Annotated in this window: 18 protein-coding genes; 11 read left to right on the top strand and 7 right to left on the bottom strand. The window is 44.3% G+C overall.

Translation table 11 applies throughout. From position 1 onward, the window contains the following. Positions 1 to 42 precede the first annotated feature (42 nt). The 8 genes from Q0788_RS06150 (at position 43) to pgsA (ending at position 11,259) form a co-directional block, all read left to right on the top strand. On the top strand, positions 43 to 1,140 hold the full coding sequence (locus Q0788_RS06150; RefSeq protein WP_298808775.1) for a branched-chain amino acid ABC transporter permease: 1,098 nt from the start codon (positions 43 to 45) through the stop codon (positions 1,138 to 1,140). After that, positions 1,137 to 1,904, top strand: coding sequence for an ABC transporter ATP-binding protein (locus tag Q0788_RS06145; protein WP_201548964.1), 768 nt, complete (start codon positions 1,137 to 1,139; stop codon positions 1,902 to 1,904). The genes Q0788_RS06150 and Q0788_RS06145 overlap by 4 nt, the downstream gene beginning before the upstream one ends. 47 nt (positions 1,905 to 1,951) lie before the next feature. Continuing rightward, entirely contained in the window at positions 1,952 to 2,746 is a 795-nt protein-coding gene (locus Q0788_RS06140) for an ABC transporter ATP-binding protein (RefSeq protein ID WP_367179715.1), read from the top strand. 5 nt (positions 2,747 to 2,751) lie between these two features. Continuing rightward, entirely contained in the window at positions 2,752 to 4,728 is a 1,977-nt protein-coding gene (locus Q0788_RS06135; RefSeq protein ID WP_298808767.1) for a long-chain fatty acid--CoA ligase, read from the top strand. A 120-nt stretch (positions 4,729 to 4,848) separates the two neighbouring features. Continuing rightward, positions 4,849 to 6,087, top strand: coding sequence for an ABC transporter substrate-binding protein (locus Q0788_RS06130; protein WP_057758082.1), 1,239 nt, complete (start codon positions 4,849 to 4,851; stop codon positions 6,085 to 6,087). A 411-nt stretch (positions 6,088 to 6,498) separates the two neighbouring features. Next, positions 6,499 to 8,460 (top strand): acetate--CoA ligase, encoded by a 1,962-nt coding sequence (gene acs / locus Q0788_RS06125; protein ID WP_298808764.1) that lies wholly within the window; start codon positions 6,499 to 6,501, stop codon positions 8,458 to 8,460. Between the two features lie 281 nt (positions 8,461 to 8,741). After that, complete coding sequence (locus Q0788_RS06120) at positions 8,742 to 9,959, top strand: NAD(P)-binding protein (protein ID WP_298808761.1); 1,218 nt, start codon at positions 8,742 to 8,744, stop codon at positions 9,957 to 9,959. 616 nt (positions 9,960 to 10,575) lie between these two features. Continuing rightward, entirely contained in the window at positions 10,576 to 11,259 is a 684-nt protein-coding gene (pgsA, locus tag Q0788_RS06115) for a CDP-diacylglycerol--glycerol-3-phosphate 3-phosphatidyltransferase (protein WP_057758088.1), read from the top strand. A 101-nt stretch (positions 11,260 to 11,360) separates the two neighbouring features. Here pgsA and Q0788_RS06110 read toward each other — a convergent pair whose 3' ends face one another. Continuing rightward, the gene (locus Q0788_RS06110; RefSeq protein ID WP_298808759.1) at positions 11,361 to 11,855 is read right to left on the bottom strand and encodes a pyridoxamine 5'-phosphate oxidase family protein; all 495 of its coding nucleotides are present in this window, start codon (positions 11,853 to 11,855) and stop codon (positions 11,361 to 11,363) included. 498 nt (positions 11,856 to 12,353) lie between these two features. On the opposite strand from Q0788_RS06110, the gene purL reads away from it, so the two are divergent. From purL to Q0788_RS06095, 3 genes are all read left to right on the top strand, one after another. Beyond that, on the top strand, positions 12,354 to 16,352 hold the full coding sequence (purL, locus tag Q0788_RS06105; RefSeq protein ID WP_298808757.1) for a phosphoribosylformylglycinamidine synthase: 3,999 nt from the start codon (positions 12,354 to 12,356) through the stop codon (positions 16,350 to 16,352). 216 nt (positions 16,353 to 16,568) lie between these two features. Beyond that, a complete protein-coding gene (locus tag Q0788_RS06100) occupies positions 16,569 to 16,967 on the top strand; it encodes an ACT domain-containing protein (RefSeq protein WP_298808755.1) in 399 nt (132 codons plus the stop codon). 276 nt (positions 16,968 to 17,243) lie between these two features. After that, entirely contained in the window at positions 17,244 to 18,206 is a 963-nt protein-coding gene (locus Q0788_RS06095; protein WP_298808753.1) for a hypothetical protein, read from the top strand. Positions 18,207 to 18,590: 384 nt separating this feature from the next. On the opposite strand, the gene tdh is transcribed toward Q0788_RS06095, so the two are convergent. The 6 genes from tdh to Q0788_RS06065 form a co-directional block, all read right to left on the bottom strand. After that, positions 18,591 to 19,616 carry an L-threonine 3-dehydrogenase gene (gene tdh / locus Q0788_RS06090; RefSeq protein ID WP_298808751.1) on the bottom strand — a complete coding sequence of 342 codons (1,026 nt, stop codon included), beginning with the start codon at positions 19,614 to 19,616 and terminating at the stop codon, positions 18,591 to 18,593. Between the two features lie 230 nt (positions 19,617 to 19,846). Next, positions 19,847 to 21,037, bottom strand: coding sequence for a glycine C-acetyltransferase (gene kbl, locus Q0788_RS06085; protein ID WP_298808749.1), 1,191 nt, complete (start codon positions 21,035 to 21,037; stop codon positions 19,847 to 19,849). A 387-nt stretch (positions 21,038 to 21,424) separates the two neighbouring features. Beyond that, the gene (locus Q0788_RS06080) at positions 21,425 to 21,607 is read right to left on the bottom strand and encodes a hypothetical protein (protein WP_298808748.1); all 183 of its coding nucleotides are present in this window, start codon (positions 21,605 to 21,607) and stop codon (positions 21,425 to 21,427) included. A 29-nt stretch (positions 21,608 to 21,636) separates the two neighbouring features. Next, positions 21,637 to 22,518: an N-acetylmuramoyl-L-alanine amidase gene (locus Q0788_RS06075; RefSeq protein WP_298808747.1), complete on the bottom strand. Its 882-nt coding sequence runs from the start codon at positions 22,516 to 22,518 to the stop codon at positions 21,637 to 21,639. 28 nt (positions 22,519 to 22,546) lie between these two features. Then, positions 22,547 to 23,899 carry an APC family permease gene (locus tag Q0788_RS06070; RefSeq protein ID WP_298808746.1) on the bottom strand — a complete coding sequence of 451 codons (1,353 nt, stop codon included), beginning with the start codon at positions 23,897 to 23,899 and terminating at the stop codon, positions 22,547 to 22,549. A gap of 157 nt (positions 23,900 to 24,056) precedes the next feature. Further along, positions 24,057 to 24,836 (bottom strand): MOSC domain-containing protein, encoded by a 780-nt coding sequence (locus tag Q0788_RS06065; RefSeq protein WP_298808745.1) that lies wholly within the window; start codon positions 24,834 to 24,836, stop codon positions 24,057 to 24,059. Positions 24,837 to 24,900 lie beyond the last annotated feature (64 nt).

Genomic DNA, 24,900 nt, shown 5'->3' with positions numbered 1-24,900 from the left:
GACAAAGCGGCCTCCAAATCTTTTCAAGGATGAGTACTGCCCATGAAAGCTCAGTTTAAACACAACTATGATCAAGATATCAATATCTTCGATGACAAAAGCCAACTTATAAAATATGGCGTGCTTCTCTTGCTATTACTGATGGCGCCTTGGTTGTTGAGCAACTATTACATCAGTGAGCTTAGCGCTATATTGATTTGGTCTATCTCTGGACTCGGTCTGATGCTCTTGACGGGGCATACCGGACAGGTCAGCTTAGGGCATGCCGCCTTTATGGCAATAGGGGCATTTAGCCATATGGCACTGATGGCTCGAGGGTGGAATTTTTTCCCTGCTTTGATTGCCTGTGCACTGATCACTGGGGTTATCGGTGCGATTATTGCCAGACCTATCCTACGAACTAGCGGTATCTATTTAGCCATCGCAACCTTAGCACTTAGTATTATCGTTGAGGACATCGCTATCGTGGCTGAGCCTATTACGGGCGGAATCTCTGGCACCTTTGCCTCTCCTATCAATCTGTTTGGCTACACCATCGATCGCTACATCACGCCAAAGGCCTTTTATTACTTATGCCTCGCACTCGTGGTGTTGGTTACCTTAGGGTATATCAACTTACTCAGAAGCGGCACTGGACGATCGTTCTTAGCCATCAGAGACAGTGAAGTATCCGCCCGTGCGCTTGGCGTCAATGTACCGCAAGCCAAAACACTAGCGTTCAGCATATCTTGTGCAATTACCGCCGTGGGCGGCGCTATGTATGGGCATTTTGTGCAAGCGGTCAATTATGAGAGCTTCACCGTTATCATCTCTATCACCATCCTACTGCAAATTGTCATCGGCGGTTTGGGCTCCATACATGGTGCGTTTTTTGGTGCTGTCGTCGTTGTCTTATTGCCACAAGTGATTGCTATCTTAGGCGATATGGTTGGTCAAGGTGCGGGCTCTAGTATCACCAGTATTCCTGGTATTGATACGGCGCTGTTTGCCTTAGTCATTGTCATCATGATCATCTATGAGCCACGCGGTATATACGGCATTTGGATAAAGATACGGACTTGGTTTCAGATGTTTCCGTTATATCGAAAAGGACTGTTTCGCCGTTCTAAAACTTATCTTAAAACGGAGCGTATGCGATGAGCTTATTAAAAGTTGACTCCTTATCTATCGCGTTCGGTGGTGTAAAAGCCGTTGATAATATTAGCTTTGAGGTAAACGAGGGCGAGGTATTTACTATCGTAGGACCTAATGGGGCTGGTAAATCCACGATTTTTAACTTAATCAGTCGCTTGTACGAGCCGCTTAGTGGTCGTATTACCTTTGATGACACTGATATTACCAAGCTACCTGCTCATGATATCGCAAAACTGGGTATTGCCCGTACGTTTCAAAACATCGAGTTGTTTGATCACTCAAGCGTGCTTCAAAATCTACTTATCGGTCGCCATTCGCAGCGCAATACGTCATGGATACAGGACTTGCTGTTTTTACCAAAGGTGCGCCGTAGCGAGCGCGAGCATCGTTTGCAAGTTGAGAAAATTATCGATTTTTTAGAGTTAGCGCCTTATCGAGATAAACTCATTGCAGGTCTGCCTTATGGTATTAGAAAAGTGGTCGAGATTGCTCGCGCATTAGCCGCTAATCCAAAGCTTATTTTGCTCGATGAGCCTGCCTCTGGTCTTAGCGTGGAGGAAACATCCGAGATGGCGTGGTGGATTGAAGATATGCAAAAGGATCTTGGCTTGACTATCTTGATGGTAGAGCATGACATGAGTCTTGTGAATCGCGTATCAGATCGAGTATTGGCCGTCGCTGAAGGTAAGTTTTTGGCTCAGGGCACGGCAGCTGAGGTGCAAGCCAATCCACAGGTTATTGAAGCCTATCTTGGACAGGAGAGTGTGTAATGTCATCTATCAAAAAATCACTATCCTCTGCCGCGCCAGCTACTGAAATGAATTTGGTCGACTCTGAAGTAAAGAATAACGTGCTAGAGGTGCGAAATCTAGAATCCGCTTATGGTCCAGTGATGGCATTGAGAGGCGTGAGTCTAGAGGTTCCCGAAGGCAAAGTGGTCACGATTTTGGGCGCGAATGGTGCAGGTAAGACGACGCTAATGAAGACCATCTCGGGTGTCATCAATCCTCGCAAGGGCGCAGTATGGTTCCACGGAGAGCGTATCGATGGTACTGAGCCTGATCGCTTGGTCAAAAAAGGACTGTCGCATGTACCCGAGGGACGCGAGGTATTTCCTTTTTTGAATGTCGCCGAAAACTTAGCGATGGGCGCTTATACTCGGCGTGACAAGTCTGAGATACAGCGTGATGTTGAGATGATATATGAGTACTTTCCTATTCTAAAAGATCGCCGTACACAAGCAGCGGGCACGATGTCTGGTGGTCAGCAGCAGATGCTCGCTATCGGTCGAGGGCTAATGTCACGACCCTCTCTTATGCTACTCGATGAGCCGTCTCTTGGACTGTCTCCACTATTAGTACAAGAGATATTTGCCATTATTCGACGATTAAATAAAGAACAAGGCGTCACGATTCTACTGGTTGAACAAAACGCCAGAGTTGCCTTGTCAGCAGCGGATTACGGTTATGTGTTAGAAACAGGGCGTATTGTCATGGCAGGCTCAGCGGACAAACTCATGCACTCTGATGATATTAAAGAGTTCTATTTGGGACAAACCAAAGATAACACTGCGGAAGCCACTCGGTGGAAACGCAAAAAGACTTGGCGATAATAATCATGACGACCTCCATTGATATTGATGTTAATACTAAAAACAATACTTCACTTTCTCCCGCGGATGCTACGGTCACGAAAGTAACATCTGCCGCACCAGTATCGTCTCACGATCGCTCTGAAAGTCATGATTACGATACGGGTCGAAAGATCCACAATGCGCCTTTCGATCATGCACCTCAAATTCTAGAAGGGTGCGATACGTTGAGCAAACTTTGGCGACAGGTTTGCTTGAGCCGAGGTGATAGGATTGCGCATCGAGAAAAGAGCTTTGGTATTTGGCAGAGTTATAGTTGGCTAGACTATTATCATCATAGCTGCGATATCGGCATGGCACTCGTCGAGCTTGGTCTGAGCAAAGGCCAGACTGTTTCTATTTTGAGTGAAGATAATAAAGAATGGCTTTATTTTGATATGGGCGTCTGCGGCGTAGGCGGGATACCCAACGGTGTCTATACGACAGACAGTCCTGATCAGCTTGCTTATATACTAAATGACAGCCACTCAAAGTTTCTGATTGTAGAAAACGATGAGCAATTGCATAAGTTTTTAGAGATTCGTGAGCAGACGCCACGTGTCAAAAAAGTCATTGTCCTTAACCGTAAAGGTTTGCGTGGCCTAGAGGATGCTCAGGTTGTTTTCCTTGATGAGCTATATACGATTGGTCGAAGTGTTGATAACGCAAGAGAGCGTTTTAGTGATTATATCGATCAAGGCACACCTAATGACATACGCACTTTAATCTATACCTCTGGTACGACAGGCAATCCAAAAGGCGCTATTTTAACGCATGCCAATGTCCTCTTTGAGCTAAAAACAAGCATTGATATTCTTCCTATATTGCCTACTGATGAGCAGCTCTGCTTTCTGCCCTTATGTCATGTACTCGAACGTTTAACGTCAGTAGATCTGCCTATCCATCGAGGTTGTATCGTCAATTTTGCTGAGAGCACAGAAACGGTATTTGAGAATATGAAAGAAGTCTCACCTGATACCTTTACCGCTGTACCCAGACTATGGGAAAAAATGTACGCCTCCATCAGTAACATGCGTAGCGACGCCAGTGCACTCAATGGCTGGGCATTTGATCAAGCCATCAAAGCAGGTCATGACTATGCTGATATCGTGATGGCAGGCAATACTCCTACGACAGGTCAACGACTGCGTTACGAGTTTTGGAATCGACTGGTGCTATACAAAATTCGTGACCTGATAGGCATGAGTAATATTCGCCGTGCCACTACGGGTGCCGCGCCCATCTCGCTAGATATTATCCGCTGGTTTCATGCGATAGGGGTGCCTATCTATGAAGGCTATGGCATGACCGAAAGTGCGGGCGTGATATCGGTTAATACCCCTGAAGCACAGATGGCCGGTAGCGTAGGTAAGGCATTACCTGATTCTGAAGTCCGTATCGCCGACAATGGGGAGATACTAGTAAGAGGGGCTAACGTGTTTGCAGGCTACTGGAATAAACCAGAAAAAACCGCTAAGGATTTACGTGATGGCTGGCTACATACGGGTGATGTCGGCGAGATAAGAGACGGTTATATATTTATCACGGGTCGTATCAAGGACATTATTATCACCGCAGGCGGCAAAAACGTCACACCAGCTGCAATTGAAAGCAAACTTAAATTTTCACCTTATATCTCAGATGCGGTCGTCATTGGCGATAAGCGAAAGTGTTTGACTTGTCTGATCATGATAGATCAAGAAAACGTCGAAAAATATGCGCAAGACAATCAAGTGATGTTTTCTGATTTTCGCTCGTTGTGTCACGCGCCAGAAGTCATCGCCTTGATAGATGACGTTGTACAGTCTGCTAATGAGACCCTAGCCCAAGTAGAAACCATAAAGCAATTCAGGCTTATAGATGTGCTGCTCAGTCCTGAAGATGACGAATTGACCGCGACGATGAAATTGAAAAGAAACTTGGTTGAGAAAAAGCATCATGCTCTCATCGACTCTATGTACTGATCTAGCCCGTTAATACAGTTCAGCTTAGCACTGTTCAGCTTTTTGAAGTCGTCTCAACCTCGAAAGTATTAATCTCAAGAGCATTAAACTAACAGCGACTGAGTCGCAAGGAGAAAGGCAATGAAATGGACATTCAAGACCACGCTACTAGCACTCACAGTCGGTACGATGGGTCTAGTAGGGTGTAGTGATCCAGAAACGACCGCAGCGACGGGCACTGATACTGAGGCTGCTACATCTACTTCTACAAGCGATATGCCAGTACAAGGTGTGACCGATACTGAGATTATCTTAGGCGGCGCAAATGATTTATCAGGTCCGTTTGCTGGATTTGGTAATCCTGCAGTCGCCGCAGCCAATATGTATTTTGATGAGGTGAATGCGGCAGGCGGGGTCAATGGTCGAAAGATTCGCTATATCGTCGAGGACCATTCTTATCAAGTACCAAAGGCCGTACAGTCTGCGAATAAACTGGTCAGCCGCGATAAAGTGTTTGCCATGCTGATGTCACTTGGCACACCGCACAACTTAGCGAGCTTTCCCATTATGGATCGCGCCAATGTTCCTAGTATCATGCCACTCACTTTTGCTCGGGCTATGCAAGAAGAAGGGGATTTCAATCGTCGCTATACCGCTGGTAGTACCTATTATGATTCAATAAAGCTAGGTATGGAGTACCTTATTGCCGAGAACAAAGTTAGCAATTTATGTGTCATGTATATCCCATCAGACTATGGTGAAGAGACCAATGAGGCGGCTAAGGATATCAGCGATAACAATCCTAACGTCACGTTAGTTCAGTCCAGCTCCCACCGTCCTGATGAAACAGACTTTGCTGGGGCAATGGCCAAGTTAAAAGACGCTAAATGTGAGCTTATTGCCTTATCTCTAACCATCCGTGGTGCTATCACGGCAGTCGGTACAGCAAACGCTATGGGCTGGAGTGATGTGAAATTTATTGCTCCTGTAACAGGTTTTCATCCTGCGGTTGCAGCGGCACCAGGCGGCGCAAGTGAAGGCCTATACTCTGTGTCTTACTATAATGATTTGGCACTAAGAGCCAATGAACCTGAGACTAAAGCTTGGGTTGAAAAGTTCGAAAAAGCCACAGGAGAGGAAGTATCAGCAGGTGCTATTCTTGGTTATCTTGCCGCTAAAGTGACCGTTGATGGTCTAACCGCAGCAGGTCCTGACCTAAATGCTGACACTTTCAATAAGGGTCTTGAGACTGTCAGTTTTGTCGATGGGGTTACAGGATCTACAGTTGCCATCACGCCTGAGAGCCATGTCGCGATTAATGATATCTACTTGTCACAAGTACAAAATGGTCAGTGGAAAACAGTAACACAGCTTAAATAGATACGTCCTAGGCGTACAGTGAAGTTTCAATAGCAGCAAGCCATACACAAGTATGGCTTGTATCGTTTATACGCTTTGGGCTTGGTAATAATTTTATATTTTAACTAGTTTACGGTTATTTATAAGTCCAAAACCCTTCTCAATACAAAGTAAGCCATGAGCTACAAACAATAGAAATTGACTAGAGTGATGAGTCAACTTCCTTATAGCGACTAGATTATTTGTGCCTAAACATACAGATGTACAGTGAAATTGTTATGTTTGGCTTTTGATGTCTTGCAACCGTCACGCTTATTTGTCAAACTAACGATGAGTGTCACACATTATGGAAGATGACTCTTATCGCTTACATGGGGCGCGTCATAGACGTTTATCCGTGTAGGTCATAATAATTAAAAGGGACCCAACACTATGACTCAGAAATCATTTCCTATCTCAGCCGAGTTTATGGCTGCTGCCAATACCACACCTGATAAGTACGTTACAGACTACCAGCAATCTATCGAATCAGCCGAAGCAATTGATGCTTTTTGGGCGAAGCGTGCTGAGCTAATCGATTGGATAAAAAAACCAACTAAGGTCAGTAACGTCAATTATGACTTAGATGATTTTCGCATCAAATGGTTTGAAGATGGTGAGCTAAATATCTCAGTCAATTGTCTCGACCGTCACCTCGAAGAAAACCCATATAAGCCTGCTATCATCTGGGAGGGTGATCACCCTTCACTGCACAAAATCATTTCTTTTAAAGAGTTACATGAAGCTGTCTGCCGTTTGGGTAATTCATTGCGCAAGCTTGGCGTTGTAAAAGGTGATCGCGTAACACTATATATGCCAATGATACCGGAAGCCATGGTAGCGATGCTGGCATGTGCGCGTATCGGTGCGGTGCATTCAGTGGTGTTTGGTGGTTTTTCTGCCGAGAGTCTGGGCAATCGCTTGATAGACAGTCGCTCAAAAGTTGTTATCACAGCTGATGAGGGTTTACGCGGCGGCAAGCACACACCGCTTAAAGCCAATGTCGATCACGCACTCGACATGGATGGTACTGAGAGCGTCGAAAAAGTCATCGTCGTTCATCGTACGGGTAACTCTATACCGATGAGTGGCCGCCGTGATGTGTGGTATCACAATTTGGTCGATGGTCAATCAGAGATCTGCGAGCCTGAAGTCATGAACGCCGAAGACCCGCTATTCTTGTTATATACGTCTGGCTCTACTGGTAAGCCAAAAGGTGTAGTGCATACTACAGGTGGCTATATTACCTATGCTATCTCAACGTTCCGTGATGTTTTTGATATCAAAGAAGATGACGTCTATTGGTGTACAGCAGATGTGGGCTGGATTACTGGTCACACGTATTCAACCTATGCACCATTGGCCAATGGCACGACAACGGTAATGTTCGAAGGTGTACCAGAGCACCCAACATGGGCACGTATCGGTCATATTATCGATAAGCATGACGTGACTATTTTATACACTGCACCAACAGCCATTCGTGCGATGATGAAAGAGGGCGACGCCTTCGTTCGAGAGTCGGATCGTTCTAGTTTGCGTCTGCTAGGGTCGGTAGGTGAGCCGATCAACCCAGAAGCGTGGGACTGGTACTACAATGTCGTCGGTGATGGTAAATGTCCTATCGTCGATACATGGTGGCAGACCGAGACTGGTGGTATCTTGATGGCGCCAATACCAGGTACGGTCGACCTCAAACCGGGCGCGGCAATGACACCGCTATATGGGGTAAAACCAGAAGTCGTCGATAGTGATGGTGCGATTTTAGAAGGCCCTGCAGAAGGCAACTTGGTAATCAGTAGCGGTTGGCCAGGACAGATGCGTACTATCTACAATGACCATCCACGTTTCTTAAAGACTTACTTTAGCGATTATCCGGGTCATTATTTTACAGGTGATGGCGCTCAGCGTGACGAAGATGGGCATTACTGGATTACTGGTCGTGTCGACGATGTACTCAACGTGGCAGGGCATCGCTTGGGCACAGCAGAGATTGAAAGCGCCGTGGTTGCGCATCCTGCAACTGCTGAAGCTGCGATTGTCGGTATGCCGCATGAGATACGCGGTACAGGTATCTGTGCATTTATCATTCTAAAGTCAGGTGAAGAAAAGACCGACGATCTAAAAGCAGAACTAAAACGTCATGTGCGTGCTGAGATCGGGCCAATTGCGACTTTAGATGCCATTTATATGGTTGATGCACTACCAAAAACGCGCTCAGGAAAAATCATGCGCCGTATCTTGCGTAACCTTGCAGCGGGACAATATGTGGGACTGGGCGATCTATCTACGCTTGCCGATAGCTCGGTAATTAATGACTTAGTCGAAGAAGTTAAAGCGGGCCGTGGAGAGTAAGTCAGCCTGATAACGAACCTGTAGTATCAAGGATAGTTATTCAATACTAGCCATTAATATTTGCATACCAAAGTTAAATAAGAGCCATGTTATCGAGAATAGCATGGCTTTTTTACGTAGACGATATTGATATTAGCGCATTTAAAAGGTTCAATAATGCTAACAAGACAACATCGCTACCATTTTAATTGAGGATTAATTGACGAGCCACTCGGTACTTACTAGGCTAACTAATTAATATAGTAGCGACTCATAAATACTTTATAAGGTCTACTGCCATCATGACTGATCATGCTTTGTGCTCAACTGTTCTATCTGACCCAAAAATCGCCATAATCGGTGGAGGCCTAACGGGATTGCTTACCGCAACACTATTAGAGCGCACGCCAAACCAGACAGGCTCGTCATCTAACACCCCGCAAATCACTATCTTTGAAAAATCACGTAGTGTAGGCCGTTTAGCGACCCGCTATCGCAGCGATAGTAAAACTGATAAAAACTGGCAATGGTCATTCGGTGCGCAGTTTTTTACTGCGAAAACTGCTGACTTTCAACAATTTATCACGCCTTGGTTAGATACAGGGTTGCTACAGCCGTGGTGTGCCGAAGTGGTTGAGTTAACGCCAGAAAGTGACAATGAGCAGTCGCCTAATATCCAAAGCAAAGAACAATGGGACGCGGTGCATGCACGCTATATTAGCACACCGAAAATGACCAGTTGGGGCCGTGAATTAGCCGCTGCGCTCAAGCATACGACCATAGTATTTAAGACTCGTGTCGCACCGCTTGCTCAGTATTTGCAGTCTCAAAACCAGCAGCAGTCTCAGCATCAGATCCAGAACCAGACTCATAATCAAACTTTTAATCAAAACAGTAAGCAAACTGAGCTATTTGACGAAACTGGAGCCAGTCTGGGTTGGTTTGATTGGGTTATTTACACAGCGCCAAATGGTCAGGCATTAGAGCTAATGGCAGATAGCGGTTTTGCTCAACAAGACAAAATTACTAAACCGCAAATGCAAGCCTGCTATACGCTGATGCTTGGTTGGGATGATGTGCAAAAGCTACCTGAAACATTAAATGGCCAACTAGCACCGCAATGGGATGTCGCTTATTTAAATAGCGCTATTCTTGATAGGATATTCATTGAGCATAAAAAGCCTGCTCATGGTGAACTACTACCAAGTGTCACCATTCATGCACGTAATGACTGGTCAGAATCCCACGTCGATGATGATATTGAGTTGGTAAAAGAACAGTTATTACAGGCGGCAAAACAAGCATTGAACTGGAATGAAGACAGCGCACCTAGCCAAACAGATTGTCATCGTTGGCGCTATGCAGCTACTATTGTAAATAAGGATACTGAAGAGTTGGGCATCTTAATCGATGCAACTAAGCAGTGGATCGTCAGTGGTGACTGGTGTGCAAAAGGTAATATTGAAAGCTGCTATCGAATGGCGCAGCAAACTGTTAAAGCAATCATGCAAACTCAGTAAGCGTAATATCCATGCTCATTATTTTGCATTGTTTAGAACTGAGGCTTATTTTAAAGCTAGTGTTTAAGCGATATTTGGAAAGTATAAAAACTCGACATTTAGCAAAACGTAGGCAAAAAAAGGCCCACAGAGGAGGTACTGTGGGCTGAGGAAAACGGGTCATGTATTAGCTACACAGGCCGTGGTCAAGAGTTGTTGTAATTATTGGTGCTCTCTACTGTTATTTATAAGGGTAATAATTATCAATACAATAGGTGGAGATATTTACTTAGCTATTAATATTTACTGATTTAAGTGTACAAGTGTTCTGGTACAGTCGCTATGATAGCGCAATTGAGTGCTGTCTGGCGATTTTGGTTACAGTATATTACGTTGTAAAAATCCAAAAGACGCCAAGACTTGTATGAAGCACTGATATTTAGAGTAAGTAGCGGAGCTTTATGATGCAATCATTGATAAAGGCTTCCAATAATTTCAATACCTTATGTCGATAGGAGGGCATCTAGTCGATCTTGATACCTTTGATAACTTAATCGCTGCAGAGATGGCATGACGCCTTGTCCGAAAAATGCTAAGCTATCTGCCATTATTATGTTCATATTAAACTGGGTTTGCCATGACTGACAGCACGCATTTGCATACGCAGGAAGAACCGCCAAGTTCGCAAAATACCAAGAGTATTTTTAACTTGCCTAACAACCTTACGATTGCGCGTATCTTGATGATTCCGCTATTTGTCGCGATTGCTTATTGGCCGCCAGCCATGGGTATTGGTATGCCTGCGATTTCAGACAATGTCATTGCGCGCGTTGGGATGAGCGAGTTTAGCGATAGTTTGTTGCGCCATTTATTATTGACCGGCGTCTTTATTATTGCCGCAATTACCGATTGGCTTGATGGATATTTTGCTCGTAAACTTAATGTCATGTCAGCCTTTGGTCGATTTTTGGACCCTGTTGCTGATAAGTTAATGGTAGCTGTAGCGCTCATCGTTCTTGTACAGTGGCACCCCAATATCATTATGGCGATAGCGGCTATCGTCATTATTTCACGCGAAATCGCAGTATCAGCATTACGCGAATGGATGGCAGAGTTAGGTAAGAGCACTAGCGTCGCCGTATCTTATGTTGGCAAATTAAAAACCACGTTCCAGATGGTAGCAATTACCGTACTACTGCTTAACTGGCAGTCGCTTGAAACCATCGGTTATGTATTAATGGTTGCCGCTGTGATACTTACCCTATGGTCGATGATGATTTATCTAAAAGCCGCTTGGCCTTATTTAAAGCAAAGCGGGTAGTTTCATCAGACAAAAGTAATCAGCTCAAAACTTAGACGATAAAAAACGCCAGTCGCATTAGCCACTGGCGTTTTTGTTTTTACTGCTTAAATGCAGATAAATTATAGCGTCACTGAGTTGTTTTCGCCTAAGTTGGTCGCTTTTTTGCCGTCCATTACTGTAGCAGTAGTCATCTTAAACATATTAACTACTGAGCTACCGCTTAACCAGTACTCGGCACCATGTGGGACGACTTTAATTAACTGAACGTTTGGATCTTCTTTACCTTGCTCATAAAACGCATTATAAATTGGTGACCATAGCTCATCTAACTTCTCTTGGTCTTCAACCAGTTCTGCTTTACCGTTGATCGAGACATAATCTTTTGAATCTTGACTGACATAGGCCAAGTTCACTTGTGGGTCTTTTTCAATATCTTTAATGGTTTCAGTAGTTTTATCACCAATGAACCAAATCTCTTTTGCCCCAATGCTTGTCTCGCTAGTAGTCATTGGGCAGGCGTGTAGATGGCCTTCATGAGTACGAGTGGTCATCATGGCAAATTTCACTTCTTTTACCAGTTCTTGTACTTTATCGATATGGTCTTGTCTACTCATAATAAATTTCCTTTTTTATGATGTTTTAGTTGGGCTTATATAGCGTTGTTTTAATTAGCCGAATTGAACAGTTGATTATTTATAGTAATTTTTCTTTAGGCTAGATATATTTAACCCTTAAATATATATAAAAGTTAAACGTCATCGTCGCCTTAACAACTGAAACTAGAATACCGACTTGTCACCCTACATTTATATAGGTTCCCAGTAATGCGATGTGAGTGTTTGTAAGGAATATGAAGGTTAGGTAAAAATTGTGACAGCGTAGATTTGAGTGTTCTATGATTTGAGTGTTCTATTTTTCGATGAATTATTCAAAAACGATTTAAAAAGATACTTTTTTGAATTATCGATTCGCAAATAGTAAGTCGCGATAGAACGCAACTTATCGGCAATTTATCTTGGTTTAGACCTGCTTATTACAGGTCTTCTTGTTATAATACCCAGACCATTTACTTAGCATGGCAGAGATGCCTTGATCTTACGGATTATGCCTTTATGATGACCATCGCCGGACAACCGTTTCTTACCGATTTTCAGACGCAGCAACTCATCAGTCAGTTTCAGCAAAAAACCGAGCTAAATGTCAGTCAAATAAGTACACAGCAAGTATATGTGCTATCACGAGAGTTATCTGGTGATGAACATAAAAAAGCGCTAGATTTACTGGCAGTTGACCAGTCAGCAACGCTAAATGCGCCGCAAGACAACCAATTACAAGTCATCGTTGGGCCACGTTTTGGTACGATATCGCCATGGGCAAGTAAAGCGACAGATATCTTTAATAACTGTGAAATCGAAATCAATCGTGTTGAGCGTGTGGTTGTTTATACGTTAACGATTGAGGGTGACGCAGGCGAAAAACTACCAGTAGACGCTGAGCAATTGTTGTTTGACCGTATGACGCAGAGCTTGGTTTATGACTTGAGCGATGTGAGCAAATTGTTTGACGATCAAGCGCCAGCATCATTGAATCATATCGACGTGATCGGACAAGGTCAGGCAGCGCTAGAGTCTGCCAATACAGAGTTCGGCTTTGCTTTATCGAGTGAAGATATCGACTATCTGATTAATGCCTATGTCAATGAGTTGAAACGCAACCCAACTGACGTTGAGCTGATGATGTTTGCACAGGCAAACTCAGAGCATTGCCGTCACAAGATTTTCAACGCTCAGTGGACAGTCGATGGTGAAGTGCAGCCAAAATCATTGTTCCAAATGATTAAAAACACTTACCAGTCTAATCCGCAAGGTATCTTGTCAGCGTACAAAGACAATGCTGCGGTGATGGCAGGGTCTGATGGAATGCGTTTTTATCCTATTCCAACTGACGCGATGGATGCCAACTCAATCCACCCTTACGACTTTTATCAAGAAAACATCGATATCTTAATGAAGGTTGAGACGCACAATCACCCAACAGCGATTGCCCCTTATTCGGGTGCGGCAACAGGTGCTGGCGGTGAGATTCGTGACGAAGGCGCGACTGGTCGCGGCGGTAAGCCAAAAGCAGGTCTAACAGGGTTCCATGTGTCACATTTGCATATCCCAGAGCTTAGCGAAAAGTGGGAGCAGTCAGGTCAATTGAGCACGCAGGATTATGGTACGCCAGATCGTATGGCAACCAGCCTTGAGATCATGACCGAAGCGCCACTAGGCAGTGCCAACTTCTCAAACGAATTTGGTCGTCCAAATCTATGCGGTTACTTCCGTAGTTTTCAGCTAGATACCTCTACGGCAAAAGACGGTAGCGAGATGCGCGGCTATCATAAGCCAATCATGTTGGCAGGTGGTTACGGCAATATCAAACGCAATCTGATTGAAAAAAATGCCATCAAAAAAGGCGATTTGCTAATCGTCCTTGGTGGCCCTGCGATGCAAATCGGTCTGGGCGGCGGTGCCGCATCGTCAGTCGATAGTGGTGACCTTGATGAAGGTTTAGACTTTGCCTCAGTTCAGCGCGATAACGCTGAAATGGAGCGTCGTTGCCAAGAAGTCCTTGATCGCTGCTGGGCACTCGCTGGTGATGATGTCGATGTAAGCAATAATAGTAAAGACGGCAACCCAATTGTTTCATTACATGATGTAGGGGCAGGTGGTCTGTCTAATGCGATGCCAGAACTGGTCAATGACCATGAAATGGGCGCGCATCTGAACTTGCGTAAGATTCCATCGTTAGAAGCTGGCATGTCGCCAATGGCCATCTGGTCAAACGAAGCGCAAGAGCGTTATGTGCTAGCGATTCGCCCAGAGAGCAAAGATCAGTTTGATGCCATCTGTGCCCGTGAGCGCTGCCCATATGCCATCTTAGGTGAGGCGACGGATATCCGTCAGCTAATCGTTGATGATGAGCTATTAACTGAGCAACCAGTCGATATGCCGATGCAAGTACTGCTCGGCGGTACACCAAAAATGCAGCGTAGCTTTGAGCGTACTGAGAGCACGTTACCAGCATTAGAGCTTGGTGATGTGAATCTAGCTGAATCAATCACCGATGTACTGCGTCACCCAACCGTGGCGAGCAAATCATTTTTGATTAGCATTGGTGACCGTTCTATCACAGGTATGGTCGTGCGTGATCAGTATGTGGGTCGCTATCAGGTGCCTGTATCAGATTGCGCGGTGACCGCTTCTGGCTTGGTGGCGCTAGATGGTCAGCCAATGACTGGCGAAGCCATGAGTGTCGGTGAGCGTACGCCTGTTGCACTTATCAGTCCAAAAGCCTCAGCACGACTCGCAGTCGGTGAAGCGATTACCAACATCGCTGGTGCGCGTATCGCTCAGTTGTCTGATATCACGATGTCAGCGAACTGGATGGCCGCGTGTGGTGATGACGTAGAAGATGCTGCATTGTTCGACGCTGTCCATGCTGTTGGTGAAGAGCTATGCCCAGCACTCGGTATCGCTATCCCAGTTGGTAAAGACTCGCTATCGATGCGTGCTAACTGGACAGATAACGAGAATGGCGACAATCAAGATAAGTCAGTTGTATCACCAATGAGCTTGGTCGTGACTGCGTTTGCCCCTGTTGTTGACGTCGCAAAAACGCTAACCCCTGAGCTAATCAATGGCGACAGCGCGTTCTATCGTATTGACTTGTCAAAAGGTAAATTGCGTCTAGGCGGCTCAATCCTTGCGCAAACGCTTAGCCAACTAGGCAACGACTGCCCAGATTTAGCGCAGCCAAGTGATTTGGTCGACTTCTTTAACTTTATCCAAGCGGGTAACGCGCAAGGCGTCATCAGCGCTTATCACGATATCGGTGATGGCGGTCTGTTGGCAACTATCGCAGAAATGCAGTTCACCAGCCGTCAGGGTATCAAGCTGTCATTAAATGATGATAACTTACTCGGTCAATTGTTCAGTGAAGAGCTGGGTGCAGTCATCCAAGTATTGCCAGAAAACGTCGCGGCTTTAATGCAATTGGCAGAAGAGTTGAACGTTGCTGACATGCTGAGCCTCGTGGGTCAAAGCTCGGAAGAAGACAGCTTACTTATCCAAACGCCAACACTCATGGGTGATGACACTTTACGCTTTAGCCGTACTGAATTGCAGCAAGCGTGGACTCAGGTCAGCTATCAAATCGCTCGTCGCCGTGATAACCCAGCGTGCGTACAGCAAGAGTATGACTTAATCGCTGATGCGAGCCATCAAGGTCTGATCGCTGCGCCAAACTTTGATCTCAATCAAAAAGTAGAAGAACCATATCTAAATAGCCGTGAGAATAAACCAAGAGTTGCTATCTTGCGTGAGCAAGGCGTAAACGGTCAGACAGAAATGGCAGCAGGCTTTACCCAAGCGGGCTTTGAAGCGGTCGATGTACACATGAGTGATCTACTCAGTGGCCGTATCAACCTACGTGACTTCGACGGACTGGTCGCTTGTGGTGGCTTTAGTTATGGTGATGTACTCGGCGCAGGCTCTGGTTGGGCGAACTCTATCTTGTTCCATGACGAGCTACGCATGCAGTTTGTCCGCTTCTTTGCCCGTCCTGATACCTTCTCACTAGGTGTCTGTAACGGTTGTCAGATGATGGCTCAGTTAAAAGACCTCATTCCAGGTGCAGAAAACTTCCCACGCTTCATCGCGAACAAATCGGCTCGTTTTGAAGCGCGTACGGTCAACGTAAAAATTGAGCGTACCAAGTCTATCCTGTTCAAAGGCATGCAAGACAGCATCTTGCCAATCGCTGTGGCGCATGGTGAAGGCTATGCCACGCTCGACAATACTGAAATCGACGGTATGGCAAAACACGGTCAGCTTGCGATGCGTTATGTCGATAGCCAAGGTCATCCAACCGAGACCTATCCGCTCAATCCAAACGGTTCGCTCGGCGGTGTCACGGGTCTATGTAGCACTGATGGTCGCGTCACTATCATGATGCCGCATCCTGAGCGTAACCTAAAAGCCTACAACCACAGCTGGAAACCAGAAGAGTGGGACGAGGACGGCGCATGGATGCGTATGTTCCGTAACGCCCGAGCTTGGTTGCGCTAGTCGTTACTCAGGCCTCTAGCAATTGCTTGTAGTTTTAGACAGCTGTTTTTTAAAATAAGAAGGTGGGCTTAGGCTCACCTTTTTTGTGCTTAATAGTTGAGTGTTTGGAAATAAAGGTTGGTGTTTATATCGTGTTTTCACGGATATAGGTAAGAACACCCATGCTAAAATTGTGGTGAACAAAGATTAAAATCAGGCAAAATAAGGAAGAATAAAATGTCAGGAATTACAGATATCAATGAGCTATTGAGTTCGATGCAGCCAGCACTGGTTGATGAGTTATTTGTGTTTTGTACTGCAAAAGGTCAACTGGCTGAATACGTAAACCTAGCGCCAATAGCGACGTTTGTAGAGTCAGAAGGGCTGACTCTGGTGTTAACAAAAGACAAAGCTGATGAAGCGGGTTTGCATTATGAAGGCGTGTTTCGCCAAATCACTCTGACGGTGCATTCAAGTTTAGAAGCGGTAGGTCTAACCGCAGCAATAGCAACCAAACTGACCTCAAAAGGCATCAGTGCCAATGTGATCGCTGCCTACTATCATGACCATATATTTGTGTCGAATGATAAGGCGGAGCAGGCGCTATCTGCGTTAAAAGAGCTGAGTAAGATATAACGTTTTTTATAAATAATTGAGCTATTTCCCGCCTTCCGCTTGTATCTCCCAGTCTGGGCGCGGCGCTGGCTACGGTTTGGGTCGTCGCTTGCTTCGCGTCGCCACCCCAAAACCTAGCCATCACAACTCACCCAAATTAGCAGGATACCGCTACAGTCGGGGCTAAACAGCGCTTCTGAATGACAATTTTGTGATAAATTAGTCTAAACTTTAATTTTAGTGTTATTGATGCGCTGGACGCACCCTACGAACTCATTGTTTTCTTTGGAGATTAGAATGGACAATAAATCTGAACCGAATCAAATCGAAAACAAGCCACACGAAAAATCAGACGATAATTCACCGAAAAAATGTGGCATCGTAATGCCTATCGCAAGTATGGATGGTTATCCTGAATCTCATTGGAAAGATGTCAAAAGGATAATAGAATCTGCGATTAAAGAAGCTAATTTTGAAGCTAGATTAGTGAGTGATGCGGATGATATAGGCGTTATTCACAAACGTATTGTTCAGAACTTATATGATAATCCGATGATAGTTTGCGATATAAGCGGTAGAAATCCAAATGTCATGTTTGAGCTAGGATTACGTCTAGCTTTCGATAAACCAACAATCATTATAAAAGATGAGATAACACCTTATTCTTTTGATACCTCCGTAATTGAACACCTAAGTTATCCAAAAGACTTAAGATACCATGACATTGAAGTTTTCAAAGAAAATTTAAAAGATAGAATAAAAAAGACTTATAAAGCATATGAAAATGACCCTGAAAATTATTCCACTTTCTTAAAAAACTATGGTGGTTTTAAAGCTCCCTTAATTACTGAAGAGACGGTTTCTGTTGATAGATATGTGTTAGATACTCTTAAAGATCTTCAAGTATCTGTAAGTCGTCTTTCTAACTCTATGAGTGGAAGCAATAGAAACCAAATGATGAGAAATAAATCTGTACACAGTTCAGCTTATAGTGTTTATGGAGAGCCTCGTACTTTAGAGTTTTATCTCGATAGAATAAGGGACAAAGATGAGCTATATGTGAATGTGCATGAAGCTTTAGAACCAATTAGCCCGTTCATAAAAAGTATAAATTTTGATTCAGGAAAAATTTATATTACGGTTACTGTAGGTAATCCTAGTTTTGATGTAGTTGAAGAGGTAGTCTCTTCTATAGCAGAATTAGGCTATACTATAGAAGAGTTTGACCAGTACTACTATAGATTGCATGAAGACTTTTGAGAAATAAGTGATTCTAAAAAAGCTCGAACAGACGGTTAATCGTACAATTTATTAACTATAATAGGTTTTTATGGGGCTAAAGAAGAATTTATTCATGTTGACTAAATATGCTTTAAGCAGAGTTTTGACTTAAAGCATAATGTTATATAATTATTAATCCTTTGACCGCTCTTTACACTTTTTCTTAGCCCCAGCAATCAACTCACGTACCTTATCACTCTCTCTTATTACACAGGCGTCATAAGTAGAAAGCGGATCAGAGTCGGGCTTCTATTTCTTATCACTCTTTAAAGTCCAAAAAAACGGCACTGAAATCGGTGCCGTTTTATAAGTCGTGACAATTTAAAAGCTAACTATGGCTCATCAAGTGCTGAATCGCCAAAATTAATCCCAGCTTAAAATCACTTTACCGCATTGTCCACTTTCCATGATATCAAAGCCTTCTTGGAAGTCATCGATGTGCATGCGATGGGTGATGATTGGCGTCAAATCAATACCGCTGATCAGCATTTGCTCCATCTGATACCACGTCTCCCACATCTCACGGCCATAGATGCCTTTTAGGGTTAACGCCTTAAAAATAATCTTGCTCCAATCCACCGTGGTAGTGTTAGGCAAAATGCCCAAGAGCGCAATTTTAGAGCCGTTATACATGTTACTAATCATCGAATCAAATGCCTGAGGCGAGCCTGACATTTCAAGCCCAATATCAAAGCCGTGCATTTTTAACTCAGCAATGGCGCCTTCGATGGTCTCCCCTTTGGCTGGGTTAATGGTCATCGTCGCGCCCATTTTTTTGGCAAGCTCTAGGCGATAATCGCTGATATCGCTGACCACAATATTACGCGCCCCTGCGAATCGGCAAATCGCTGTTGCCATCGAACCAATCAATCCTGCACCCGTGATTAGCACATCTTCACCAAGGACAGGGAAAGACAATGCGGTATGAGTAGCGTTGCCAAAGGGGTCCATAATGGCCGCCATCTCATCGCTGATACGCTCATCGAGTCTGATGACATTATCGGCAGGTATCACCAAATATTCGGCAAACGCGCCATCGCGGTCAACGCCCACGCCGATGGTGTTTTCGCACACATGGAGCTTACCTCGGCGGCAGTTACGGCAATGCCCGCAAGCGATATGGCCTTCGCCTGTGACTCGGTCACCTATTTCAAGATGCTTGACGCCATCGCCCATTTCACTAATGACACCGACGTATTCGTGTCCGATAATCATTGGCGTTTTTATGGTCTTTTGTGACCACTCATCCCACTTATAAATGTGCAAGTCTGTGCCACAGATGGCAGTTTTTTTAATTTTAATTTTAACGTCATTGATGCCGACCGTAGGTTCTGGCATGTCTTGCATCCAGATGCCTTTTTTGGCATGAGCTTTAACCAGTGCTTTCATAGTTTTCTCTTATTTAACTGTATTTAATTATTGAATCTAGGGTGTGTCCTCATTTTAAAAATGGTGATAAAAATGAGATAAATTGCCGTCAAACGAGGAAAATAGTGCAGATAATATCGAGATATTGACCAACTATTTGACGATGTTTGGCAAAATTTAGCTATTTTTAGCCCATTTAGAGAACACTCGTTTGAATTGAGGACACGCCCTAGATAAATACCGAACGACGCTTAATCAATCACCTTCATTTGCTTGGCGACTTTGATAAAGGCGGCGATACACTGGTCGAGCTGCTCGCGAGTATGGGCAGCAGAGAGCTGCACACGAATGCGAGCCTCATTTTTGGGCACGACAGGATAGAAGAAACCAATCACATAAATGCCTTCTTCAAGCAGTGCGTCTGCCATTTGCTGCGAGACATTGGCGTCATAGAGCATCACTGCACAAATGGCCGATTCGGTAGGCTTGATATCGAAGCCTGCATCTTGCATTTTCTTCACAAAATAGGCGGTATTTTCATGCAATTGGTCTTGTAAGGTATTGTCTTGCGACAGCATCTCAAACGCTTTTACCCCAGCGGCAGCCACCATAGGAGGAATAGAGTTGGAAAACAGATACGGGCGTGAGCGTTGACGCAGCATCTCTATGATTTCTTTTTTACCTGTCGTAAAGCCGCCAATAGCACCGCCAAACGCCTTGCCTAAAGTACCCGTGATCAGCTCAATGTCACCACGTAGATCAAACAATTCAGTCACGCCACCACCAGTGCGACCGACCACGCCTGCTGAATGCGATTCGTCAATCATCACCATGGCATCATATTTTTGTGCCACCGCATAGATCTCATCCATTGGCGCTACGTTACCGTCCATTGAAAACACACCATCGGTGACAATCAAACGAAAACGCTGTGCTTGCGCCGCTTGTAATTGAGTCTCTAAATCTTGCATATCCGCATTGGCGTAGCGATAACGCGCGGCTTTACACAGGCGCACACCATCAATGATTGAAGCATGATTTAACGAATCAGAAATAATGGCATCTTCGCTGGTCAGCAGTGGCTCAAAGGCACCACCATTGGCATCGAAACAGGCCGCATAAAGAATCGTATCTTCAGTATTAAAAAACTTAGAAATTGCTGCCTCTAATTGCTTATGCAAATCTTGCGTACCACAAATAAAACGCACCGATGACATGCCGTAACCTGAGTCTTCAATGGCTTTGATCGCCGCCTTTTTAATCTCAGGATGGTCAGACAATCCAAGGTAATTATTGGCACAGAAGTTAAGCATCTCACGGCCATCGGCAATCTTGATGAGTGCATCCTGCGGAGAGGTGATAACGCGCTCGTTTTTATACAGCCCTGCCTCGCGTATATCACTGATTTCTTGTTGTAGGTGTTTTTGAAAGGCTTGATACATAAATATTCCTTTTTTAGTATTATTGGTGTTCGTTTGATAATAGAGATATTGGTAATAGAATTAAGCTATCAAAGCCAAGCTATAAAATCTGCACATCATTCTAGCCATCGTTAAAACCAATGATAAAACCAACAATGCGGGAAGCCAATGAGATGGTGCGAGCAGTGATACTGTCTATAACCCTGTGAGCGGTGATTTTATCATTAGCCTATCGCAATAAATAGCCTAAATAGTTGGTAGATAGGCCTTCTTTTATAAAGTGATATAGCATTGTTTAGTTGTGATATTGGTCTCATAGCGGCTTAGCTATGTCTCAAAACATAAGACATTAACTTGCGCATTTTTATAATCTTGAGTGGTAAGTATTGATAAGTACTGTCTATCCAGTTAGTCATCTTTGGGGCGCTTCTGAGCCTCAGCGATCAACTCATGAATCTTCGCACTTTCCTTTAGCACACAAGCATCATAGGCAGAAAGCAGCTCAGGTTCTTGCTCCTCTTTCTTTTCCTGCTCCTGCTTGGCTTTTTCTTCTAGATACTTTTGCAAATCATCTTGTTGAGAGTTATTCATGGCTTATGTCTCCTGATAGTCTGTATTCTTTAATAAAAATCATCCCGACTAGCATACTTTTTATTTAGTGCCTGCAATATCGCATAGGTCTCGCTATCCATATTACCCGTTGGCTGCTGCGCTCTGAAGTGTAGCTGAAACGCATAGACGACATCGCGACTGGCTTTGTCCCATATATCAGTGTCATTGATTTGATAGCCATACTTGCGAAACGCTTGCTTGATCTCAGGTATCGTGGCCGACGCAAATCCATCTTGATTCATAAAAAATTGCTTATCAAATTCATCATACCAAGCGCCGATACCGTAATCGAAATACAGTCGCTCCCATGGGAATTTGGCACCAGGGTCTATCTTGCGCGAGGGTGCCATATCGGAGTGACCGATGATATTCTTTGGTGAGATGTCATAGCGCGTGGCGATATCTTGCACCAGTTGTGCGACTTTTTTAATCTGCAACTCATCAAATGCCACATAGTGCTCATAAGGGTGATAGTCGAGCGTGCCATTTTTTAGTGCGTCTCGATATTCAGGCTTGATACCGTTATTGACGATCTCGATACCGATAGAGGTATCATTTAATATCGTCCGTCCTGCAAAGCCGCCATCACCTGCATGCCATGCGCGCTCGCTCTCTGGTACAAGGTTGTAGATTTTATCGTCATCATTGTCCAATACTAAATAGTGCGCGCTCACATTGCCCGTGGTCAGTGTTTTGATAGATCGGTCATTGTCTGAAACCGTATAGTGCAGCACAATGGTTTTGATACGTTCGCTTTTGCCAGTGGCTTGATAGGTTTTGCTGTCGATGACATAACGCGGTGCTGTCGTTGATACGCAGCCAACGAGCAATAGCATAGAGGATGATATTAATACTGAAGCCAATGCAGTCGAGGAAATATTTTTTGCCATGAAATGCTCTGTGTGGGAATGGTTGCGGTTAATTAACGTTAGGATTGACTGCGATTTTTTTATAGCCAATTGCCCCGAGCAGAATAAAGAATCCCAGCAAGACATAAGCATTGAATGACAGCGCCGCTGGTGAAAATGGTAGTAGCAATAGCGATATAAAGACCACACTAATTAATACAGAGAGATAATTTAGCAAACCTGCCTGTTTCTTTTTTCGCTCATTGATGAGGTCAGCGGTCGTGACATAAGCGAAGCCAACCGTTATACCCAAGGACGCCATCGTCACGATATCGAGTAGGTAGTTTCTACCTAGCCAAGGAGAGAGTAGGCACACCAAACATATCAATATAACGGTCTTTTGCTTACTAAATTGGTTGTGTTTATCCGTAAATATGCTAGGCAATAACGACGTGTCGCCCATAGATTCTAAGAGCTTGACCGATGACAATATAAAGCCGTTGATACCGCTCATTATCGAGCCAATCATAGCGATCGATAGCAGCCAAATGCCGATGCTACCAATCCGATTGTCTATGCCTTCACCTGTTGCCCAGTGGCTGTCTTTGATCGCTTGATAGTCAAAGCTCATGTTTAGCGCGGTAAAGTAGTTGATCAAAAAGTAAAACAACACGCCAGCTATGAGTGAAATTAGGATAATACTTTTGGTCTTGGTTTTTGAATCACTGATGGCTTTTGAAATCTGCGGTGTGGTCTCAAAACCAACATACGCCCACGGCATAACGGCCAAGATAGGTAACCATGCCAGACTGGTAATAGAACTGCTATACATATCAGTTGGCAAAAATGCTTGGCTCGTTGGTGTCATCCAAAGTGAGGCAAAAAACAGCGCGGTGACTGATAGAATCATAAAGAGGGCGATATAGAGTTGGATTTTTGCGCCGACTCGTACGCCCTTTAGATTGATATAACTGAATAAAATAATAGCCGCGCTGCACAAGAACACTTCACTGGCGTAGACTTCCCAACCAGCAATCGTATACAGATAGCCTAATTGTAAGCCACTAGGTAACAGATAGCGCAGTAGCAAAGCGACGGCTGATATATTGAGTGCGATAATAGAGATATAGCCTATCGTGACGCCCCAACCATAAATATAGGCATGCTTGCGATTGATGTATTTTTCAATCCAATAGATACCGCCTGACTCGTTCTCTGGCGTTTGGGTCAGCAAATTAATATAGGCACGCGCAACCATATAGATGGCTAAAGTACCGATAATAATAGCAACAGAAGAGCCTAATAGCTGTGACTGCGGCAAAAACAAATCGCCTGGCATGACATAAGCGCCCCAGCCAATAATCGCGCCAACGCTAATCGCTATCGCTTGTAGGTAGCTGATACTTTCTGTCTTTTCACTCATAGAGTGCTCCTTCGCGATTAAACATAGAGAAGGAGAGAGTGTTTATTATGGAGCTGATATAGAACATGAAAAACCTTGTGACGCCATTACGCAGGGTGCTGGCTATCTTTTATAAATAGAAAAGTCATATTAAAGGTTTTTGTTGAGTGTTACCTTTTCAATCCTGTTGGATTTTCTTAGCCAGAACCTTTTTCCAACTGTCCTCTAAACAGTCAATCGCGAGCCACGGTTCAATCACATTAGTATCAAACTTTTCTTTTGAGTTTGCCAGTTGCCATAGCGTCTCTAATGTTGCAAACGGATAAGGGCGCTCGACCAAATATACAGGTAAATCAGCGTCTATAATGCCATCACGAACGACTTGGAAGTACCAACCAGAGATACCTTGCTTGCTGACCCATGCCGCGATATTTGGTACTTTGGTAAATTGGCCAATTTGATCATTGATTTTGTAGCAAGGACGGCGTGGTTGGACGATACGTAGTTGAACGCTAGTATCATCATTACTAGTGTCTTGACCGTTTTCAAAATGTCCACCATATTGAAAAACATCGCCAATACAAACCGTAGATTCGGTCATTTCAGGCAAACCATCGACAGTTTCAGTCGTCAGGTTTTCACCCAATGTACCGACACGAACCTTTAAACTGAATTCTGCATTGATTTTTCCATATGTCGCAGGCGCTAGCTGATGCACGGCTTTTAATGGGCCACCATGATGTTTGCGGTCAGCCTGTTCATCAGAGGTTAATCCCATAAAGTTGACGGCGACAGGAGATTTGATAGGTGCTTTATCAATGGCGCTCATTTCTTCACGAGCAAATGGCATAGACTTACCAGCGCGAACACAAGTGAGGGTAGCGATATGTAGGGGCAAGTCTTGGTTAAAGTCTGTTAAGGTTTGCTCAGGTGATGACGTGTTCGATTCTGCGCTCATATGGTTTCCTAATAAGTAGAATGAATAGGCGAAGGCGGCTTAACTTTGGCGGTTTAATTTTAGC

The sequence above is a fragment of the uncultured Psychrobacter sp. genome (assembly GCF_947500265.1).
Taxonomy (GTDB): Bacteria; Pseudomonadota; Gammaproteobacteria; order Pseudomonadales; family Moraxellaceae; genus Psychrobacter.
Note: the sequence above shows the minus strand (reverse complement) of the source record. Positions and strands in the feature narration are given on the sequence as shown.

Excerpts from the sequence above, each read along its gene's own strand:
- Q0788_RS06150 (WP_298808775.1), top strand. The coding sequence starts at position 43 with ATGAAAGCTCAGTTTAAACACAACTATGATCAAGATATCAATATCTTC.
- Q0788_RS06145 (WP_201548964.1), top strand. The coding sequence starts at position 1,137 with ATGAGCTTATTAAAAGTTGACTCCTTATCTATCGCGTTCGGTGGTGTA.
- Q0788_RS06140 (WP_367179715.1), top strand. The coding sequence starts at position 1,952 with ATGAATTTGGTCGACTCTGAAGTAAAGAATAACGTGCTAGAGGTGCGA.
- Q0788_RS06135 (WP_298808767.1), top strand. The coding sequence starts at position 2,752 with ATGACGACCTCCATTGATATTGATGTTAATACTAAAAACAATACTTCA.
- Q0788_RS06130 (WP_057758082.1), top strand. The coding sequence starts at position 4,849 with ATGAAATGGACATTCAAGACCACGCTACTAGCACTCACAGTCGGTACG.
- acs (WP_298808764.1), top strand. The coding sequence starts at position 6,499 with ATGACTCAGAAATCATTTCCTATCTCAGCCGAGTTTATGGCTGCTGCC.
- Q0788_RS06120 (WP_298808761.1), top strand. The coding sequence starts at position 8,742 with ATGACTGATCATGCTTTGTGCTCAACTGTTCTATCTGACCCAAAAATC.
- pgsA (WP_057758088.1), top strand. The coding sequence starts at position 10,576 with ATGACTGACAGCACGCATTTGCATACGCAGGAAGAACCGCCAAGTTCG.
- Q0788_RS06110 (WP_298808759.1), bottom strand. The coding sequence starts at position 11,855 with ATGAGTAGACAAGACCATATCGATAAAGTACAAGAACTGGTAAAAGAA.
- purL (WP_298808757.1), top strand. The coding sequence starts at position 12,354 with ATGATGACCATCGCCGGACAACCGTTTCTTACCGATTTTCAGACGCAG.
- Q0788_RS06100 (WP_298808755.1), top strand. The coding sequence starts at position 16,569 with ATGTCAGGAATTACAGATATCAATGAGCTATTGAGTTCGATGCAGCCA.
- Q0788_RS06095 (WP_298808753.1), top strand. The coding sequence starts at position 17,244 with ATGGACAATAAATCTGAACCGAATCAAATCGAAAACAAGCCACACGAA.
- tdh (WP_298808751.1), bottom strand. The coding sequence starts at position 19,616 with ATGAAAGCACTGGTTAAAGCTCATGCCAAAAAAGGCATCTGGATGCAA.
- kbl (WP_298808749.1), bottom strand. The coding sequence starts at position 21,037 with ATGTATCAAGCCTTTCAAAAACACCTACAACAAGAAATCAGTGATATA.
- Q0788_RS06080 (WP_298808748.1), bottom strand. The coding sequence starts at position 21,607 with ATGAATAACTCTCAACAAGATGATTTGCAAAAGTATCTAGAAGAAAAA.
- Q0788_RS06075 (WP_298808747.1), bottom strand. The coding sequence starts at position 22,518 with ATGGCAAAAAATATTTCCTCGACTGCATTGGCTTCAGTATTAATATCA.
- Q0788_RS06070 (WP_298808746.1), bottom strand. The coding sequence starts at position 23,899 with ATGAGTGAAAAGACAGAAAGTATCAGCTACCTACAAGCGATAGCGATT.
- Q0788_RS06065 (WP_298808745.1), bottom strand. The coding sequence starts at position 24,836 with ATGAGCGCAGAATCGAACACGTCATCACCTGAGCAAACCTTAACAGAC.